We start from the raw sequence: 6,912 nt of genomic DNA, 5'->3' as shown, positions 1-6,912 counted from the left end.
AAAGATATGATGCATTATTAGACCAATATGAGGATGGACTTACAGTAAGAGAATTAGATAAAGTATTTGAAGAATTAAAGATTGGAATCTTAGAGTTACTTCATAAAATAAAAGATAGTGGAAAGATTGTTGATAACAGCTTCCTATATGGAAAGTTTGATAAAGAAAAGCAAGAAAACTTTTCAAAGTTTATTTTAGATAAAATAGGATATGACTTTGAGTTTGGAAGATTAGATGAAAGTATGCATCCATTTACAATTGCATTTGGAAATAAGGATGTAAGAATAACAACAAGCTATGAAAATGATGATATAACAAATGCTTTATTTAGCTGTATTCATGAAGGTGGTCATGGAATTTATGAGCAGAATGTTCCAAATGAACTTCAATATACAGGGCTTGATACAGGACTTTCTATGAGTATTCATGAAAGTCAGTCAAGATTTTATGAGAATATAATAGGAAGAAGCTTTGAATTTTGGGAGTATTTTTATCCTTATATGCAATATCAGTTTAAGGAATTTGAAAATATAGGTTTAAAAGATTTTTATGAGGGCATAAATAAAGTATACTCATCTCTTATAAGAACAGAGGCAGATGAATTAACTTATGGACTTCATATTATAATAAGATATGAAATTGAAAAAGCTTTAATTGAAGGAAGCTTGACTGTTGATGAAGTACGTGATGAATGGAATAAAAAATATAAAGAATATTTAGGAGTAGAGCCTAAGGATGACAGTGAAGGAATATTACAAGACGTTCACTGGTCAGATGGTTCATTTGGATATTTTCCAAGCTATGCTTTAGGAAATCTTTATGGGGCACAGATGTTAAGTGTTATGGAAAATGAATACAAGGAATTATATAGTGATATAAGATGTGGAAAATTAGAGCTTATAAAGGCGTGGCTTAACAAAAATATTCATAAGCATGGTGCAATTTATTCTCCTAAGGAATTAATAAAAATGATATCAGGTGAAGAATTAAAGACAAAATATTTCTTAGAATATCTAAATAAAAAATATTCTATTATATATAAAATTAAATAAAAAAACCTTAAATTTTACATAAGAAGAATAATTTTACTTAAAAAAACAATATGTTAATAGAATGTCAAAAGAATAGATTTTTTCTATACATAGAATGAAAAATTATTGTGATATAATCTTTAAGGAACAGTTAATCAATTTTAACAATTGCTTAGCTGTTTTTCTTTACTAAAACAATAAAAGGAGCAAAAGATAATGAAGAAGAAGGCAGTTACCATAGGGTCGTTGCTTGTTGCACTAGGTATAGTTTATGGAGATATAGGAACATCTCCACTTTATGTAATGCAAGCAATTCTCTCTACAAATAACAACTACTCATCAAGAGGGTTAATATTAGGTGGAGTATCATTAGTATTCTGGACTTTAACTTTGCAAACAACTATAAAGTACATAATATTCACATTAAGAGCTGATAACAAAGGTGAGGGTGGAATATTTGCATTATATACGTTAGTTAAGAAGTATGCTAAGTGGCTTATAGTGCCAGCGATAGTCGGTGGAGGAGCATTACTTGCAGATGGTATACTAACACCACCAGTATCAGTAAGCTCAGCTATTGAAGGACTTAATGTTATTTTTCCAATAAAGGAAGAGGTAACAATATTAATTGTTATAGCTATAATAGTAGCTTTGTTTTTAGCTCAAAGATTTGGGACTGAAAAGATCGGTAAAATATTTGGACCTATAATGCTTATATGGTTTTTAATGATTGGAATTTTAGGAATACTTCAAATTACAAAAAATACATCAATTATTCAAGCAATAAATCCATATTACGGTATAAGGCTTCTATTTAGCGGGAATAGTGCTGTTTATATTTTAGGAGCAGTATTTTTATGTACTACTGGAGCAGAGGCACTTTATTCAGATTTAGGACATTGTGGAAGAAGTAATATTTATTATACATGGGTATTAGTAAAAATATGTCTTCTATTAAGTTATTTTGGGCAAGGAGCGTATCTTTTATCACATAGTGGTCAAATGATTACAGAAAGTCCGTTTTTCTTAATAATGCCAAAGTGGTTTATAATAATTGGAGTTATAATTGCAACACTTGCAACAATAATAGCCAGTCAAGCTTTAATATCAGGTTCATTTACACTTGTGTCAGAAGCAATAAAGCTAAATATATTCCCAAGACTTCATATAAGATATCCAAATGGAGAAAAGGGGCAGCTTTACATTGGAGCAGTAAATTACGCTTTATGTATAGGTTGTATAGCAATAGTCCTTATATTTAAAAAATCAGAGAATATGGAATCTGCATACGGTTTAGCAATTACTATAACTATGCTTATGACAACTATTCTTTTATCACAATATATGTGGCATAAAAAGAAAAAGAAAATACTTTCACTTGCTATTTTAGTGATATTTGGAACTATAGAAATGAGTTTCCTATATGCAAATAGTTTTAAAATATTAAGTGGTGGATATATTACATTATTAATAACAGCAGGGTTAATATTCTTAATGTATATATGGTCATATAGTTCACAGATTAAGATAAAATATAGAAGCTTTGTAAGTCTTTTTGACTATAAAGAGAAGTTTAAGCTAATACAAGCAGATAAAGAATTACCACTTTATGCAAGTAACATAGTATATTTAACAAAATCAAGAAAGTGGGATGAAGTTGAGAATAAGATAGTTTATTCAATATTTAACAAAGATCCTAAAAAAGCAGAAAATTATTGGTTCGTAAATGTATCAGTAACTGATGAACCTTATACTAAAGAATATAGATTTAATACTATTCAAGAAAACAGAGTATTTAGTATAGAATTTAAACTTGGATTTAGATTATCGCAAGGAATAAATACTTTGCTTGCAGAAGTTGTTCAAGAGTTAATGGAAAGTGGAGAAGTTCAATTTACTCCAAAAGAATATATGATAACATCAGGAAAGAGAAAAGCTATAGGGAACTTCAAATTTATAATAATTGAAGAGATTCTTTGTAGCGAAAGTACATTCTCAGGATGGGATAAATTTATTCTTTCAGCAAAACTTTTAATAAAGAAGCTTACTGTATCGCCAGAAAGATGGTATGGAATTGATACAAGTGTAGTTGAAATTGAAAAAGTACCAATAATAGTTGGAAAAAGAAATGTTGAAGGAAGAAAAAAACTTACAAGATTATATGATTAATAATGAAACGATAGATTTTAACAGGTCTATCGTTTCTTTTTTTACAAATATTAAATTGAATTTTCAGAAAATTAATAAAAAATACTTAGTGATACTTATTGCTAATTAATAATAATTATTATAAAATAAAAGCATAGCAAAAGAAAAAAATAGAAAAAATGGAGGATGATGATTATGTCAGGAAAATGCCCTTTTACAGGAAAAACTGGAACAATGAAAATGGATAAGGTTACAGGAAGTGAAGGAACATCAAATAAGGAATGGTGGCCTAATGCATTAAATTTAAAAATTTTAAGCCAAAACTCAGAAATGGTATCACCAATGGATGAGAAGTTTGATTATAGTAATGAATTTAATGGATTAGATTTACAAGCGTTAAAAAGTGATATAAAAGCTTTAATGACGAATTCGCAAGAATGGTGGCCAGCAGATTATGGACATTATGGACCTCTATTTATAAGAATGGCATGGCATAGTGCAGGAACATATAGAGCAGCAGATGGACGTGGAGGAGCAAATACAGGAAATCAAAGATTTGCACCATTAAACAGTTGGCCAGACAATGCAAACTTAGATAAGGCAAGAAGATTACTTTGGCCAATAAAACAAAAGTATGGAAATAAAATTTCATGGGCAGACTTAATGATATTAACAGGAAATTGTGCACTTGAATCTATGGGATTAGAAACAGTAGGATTTGCAGGTGGACGTGTTGATATATGGGAACCGGAAGAGGATACTTATTGGGGAACTGAAAAAGTTTGGTTAGATAAAGCTAGATATGAAAAAGAAAAATTAGAAAACCCTCTTGCAGCAGTGCAAATGGGACTTATATATGTAAATCCAGAAGGACCAGATGGACAACCTAGTGCAATTGGTTCAGGAAAAGAAATAAGAGACACATTTAGAAGAATGGGAATGAATGATGAAGAAACTGTTGCTTTAATAGCAGGTGGACATACATTTGGAAAGGCTCATGGAGCAGGTTCAGCAGAGCATGTAGGAGCAGAACCAGAAGGAGCACCTGTTGAAGAGATGGGATTTGGATGGATGAGTTCTTATAAGAGTGGAAAAGGAAATGATACTATTTCAAGTGGAATAGAAGGCGCATGGACTGCAAACCCAATTAAATGGGATAATGGATTCTTTGAAAACTTATTTAGATATGACTGGGATTTAGTTAAGAGTCCTGCAGGAGCATGGCAATGGATACCAGCAGACCCTGAAGCAAGAAAAACTGTTCCATCAGCACATGATAAAAATAAAACAGAAGCACCAATGATGACAACAGCAGATATGGCACTTAGAATGGACCCTATTTATGGACCAATATCTAAGAGATTTTACCAAAATCCAAAAGAGTTTGAAAAAGCCTTTGCAAATGCATGGTTTAAATTAACTCATAGAGATATGGGGCCAAGTTCAAGATATTTAGGTGAAGAAAAACCAGAAGAAACATTTATATGGCAAGATCCAACACCAAAAGCTGACTTTGAAATTATAAATGAAAATGATATAAAAGAATTAAAAGAAATGATAAAAAAATCTAATCTTTCAGTATCAGAATTAGTTTCAACAGCATGGGCATCAGCTTCTACATTTAGAGGAAGTGACTTTAGAGGTGGAGCTAATGGAGCAAGAATTAGATTAGAGCCACAAAGAAACTGGGATGTAAATGAACCAGAAAAATTAAATAAAGTTCTTTCAAAATTAGAAGGAATAGTTGATGAGTTTAATAAAAAGCAATCAGGAAATAAAAAGGTTAGTTTAGCAGATATAATTGTTTTAGGTGGAAATGTTGGAATTGAGATAGCAACAGGTAATGAAGTTGAAGTTCCATTTATTGCAGGTAGAACAGATGCAACTAAAGAAATGACTGATGAAAATTCATTTAGAGTGTTAGAACCAGTTTGTGATGCATTTAGAAACTACTTAAAATATGATTTTAATATACCAGCAGAAAAATTAATGGTAGATAAAGCTCAATTATTAAAATTAACAGCACCAGAATTAACAGTATTATTAGGTGGATTAAGAGTTTTAGATATAAACCACAATGGTTCAAAAGATGGTGTATTTACAGATAGACCACAAAAATTAACTAATGATTTCTTTGTAAATGTGTTAGATATGAAGACTATGTGGAAAAAGAATGATGAAAACTCATTTGTTGGAATTGACAGAGCTACAGGAAAGGAAAAATGGACTGCATCAAGAGTTGATTTAATATTTGGTTCAAACTCACAATTAAGAGCAATAGCTGAAATATATGCAAGTTCAGATTCTAAAGAGAAATTCTTAAAAGATTTTATAAAAGCATGGAATAAAGTTATGAATGCAGATAGATTTGATATTAAAAAATAAAATTTAATAGAAAAAAATAAAAAAGCTAAGGTATAGGAGTAAAATTTTATATCTTAGCTTTTTCTATTTATATCTTAAAAATTAGGAAAAAAGCTTACTTTAAGCTATAAAGTGGAAGAAAATGATTACAAGAAATATATTAAAAAAATAGGTGTGTGTATACACGATACAATGGAATAAAAATTGTATTTAATTATCCTTAATGTTGTATTAAAAGGGATTAAATGGTAAAATTACAATAAATTAAAAAGATGGAGGGAGAACAATGCATAAAAAATTATTTATACCAGGACCAGTTGAGGTTCGTAGTGAAGTATTAGCAAAAATGGCAACACCAATGATTGGACATAGAAGTGCAGACGCATCGTTTTTACAAAAAAGAATAAGTGATAATCTAAAAAAGGTTTTTTATACACAAAGTGAAATATTATTATCAACAACATCAGGTAGTGGACTTATGGAAGGGGCTATAAGATGTTGTACTTTAAAGAAAGCAGCAGTATTTTCAGTTGGTGCTTTCGGAAAAAGATGGTATGAAATGGCTAAGGAAAATGGAAAAGAAGCAGATTTGTTTGAAGTTCCTATGGGAGAAGCTATTACACCAGAAATGGTTGAAAAAGCATTAGAAACAGGAAAGTATGATTTAGTAGCAGTAACTCATAATGAAACTTCTACAGGAGTTATGAATCCAGTTAAAGAAATTGGAAGAGTAATAAAAAAATATGATGACATTGTATATATAGTAGATGCTGTAAGTTCAGCAGTAGGAACAAGAATAGAAGTTGATGCATGGGGAATAGATGTATTAATTACATCTACTCAAAAAGCAATAGGACTACCTCCAGGAATGGCAATCTGTACTTTCTCAAATAAGGCAAAAGAAAGAGCAGAAAAAGTACCTAACAGAGGTTTTTACTTAGATTTATTAGCTTTATATAAATATATTAAAAAGAAGGATTATCAATATCCTTCAACACCATCATTATCACATATGTTTGCATTAGACTATCAATTAGATTATATAGTGAACAAAGAAGGTTTAGATAATAGATTTGCAAGACATAAAGAACTTGCAAAAATAACTAGAGCATGGGCTAAGAAACATTTTGAATTATTTGCTGATGAGAGATATCTTTCAAATACTGTAACTGCAATAAAAAACACAAGAGCAATAGAAGTTACAGCATTAAATAAAGAACTTTCAAATAGAGGGTATGCAATATCAAATGGATATGGAAGTCTTAAAGATAAAACTTTTAGAATTGGACATATGGCAGACTGTACTGTTGAAGAATTAAATGATTTATTAAAAAATATAAATGAAATATTAAAGTTAGAAGATTAGGGG

4 protein-coding genes are annotated in these 6,912 nt (G+C 30.0%); all 4 read left to right on the top strand.

The genetic code is table 11. From position 1 onward, the window contains the following. A partial coding sequence (locus ACRC28_RS13240) for a carboxypeptidase M32 (protein ID WP_438543924.1) occupies positions 1 to 1,052 on the top strand: 1,052 nt, incomplete at its 5' end. A 195-nt stretch (positions 1,053 to 1,247) separates the two neighbouring features. Continuing rightward, on the top strand, positions 1,248 to 3,200 hold the full coding sequence (locus ACRC28_RS13235; RefSeq protein WP_438543923.1) for a KUP/HAK/KT family potassium transporter: 1,953 nt from the start codon (positions 1,248 to 1,250) through the stop codon (positions 3,198 to 3,200). A gap of 168 nt (positions 3,201 to 3,368) precedes the next feature. Then, positions 3,369 to 5,564 carry a catalase/peroxidase HPI gene (gene katG / locus ACRC28_RS13230; protein WP_438543925.1) on the top strand — a complete coding sequence of 732 codons (2,196 nt, stop codon included), beginning with the start codon at positions 3,369 to 3,371 and terminating at the stop codon, positions 5,562 to 5,564. Between the two features lie 265 nt (positions 5,565 to 5,829). Continuing rightward, entirely contained in the window at positions 5,830 to 6,909 is a 1,080-nt protein-coding gene (locus ACRC28_RS13225; RefSeq protein WP_438543922.1) for a pyridoxal-phosphate-dependent aminotransferase family protein, read from the top strand. Positions 6,910 to 6,912 lie beyond the last annotated feature (3 nt).

Source organism: Clostridium sp. (genome assembly GCF_051650885.1).
In the GTDB taxonomy this organism is placed as follows: Bacteria; Bacillota; Clostridia; order Clostridiales; family Clostridiaceae; genus Clostridium.
The sequence above is the reverse complement of the archived record's forward strand: the minus strand, read 5'-3'. Positions and strand labels throughout refer to the sequence as shown.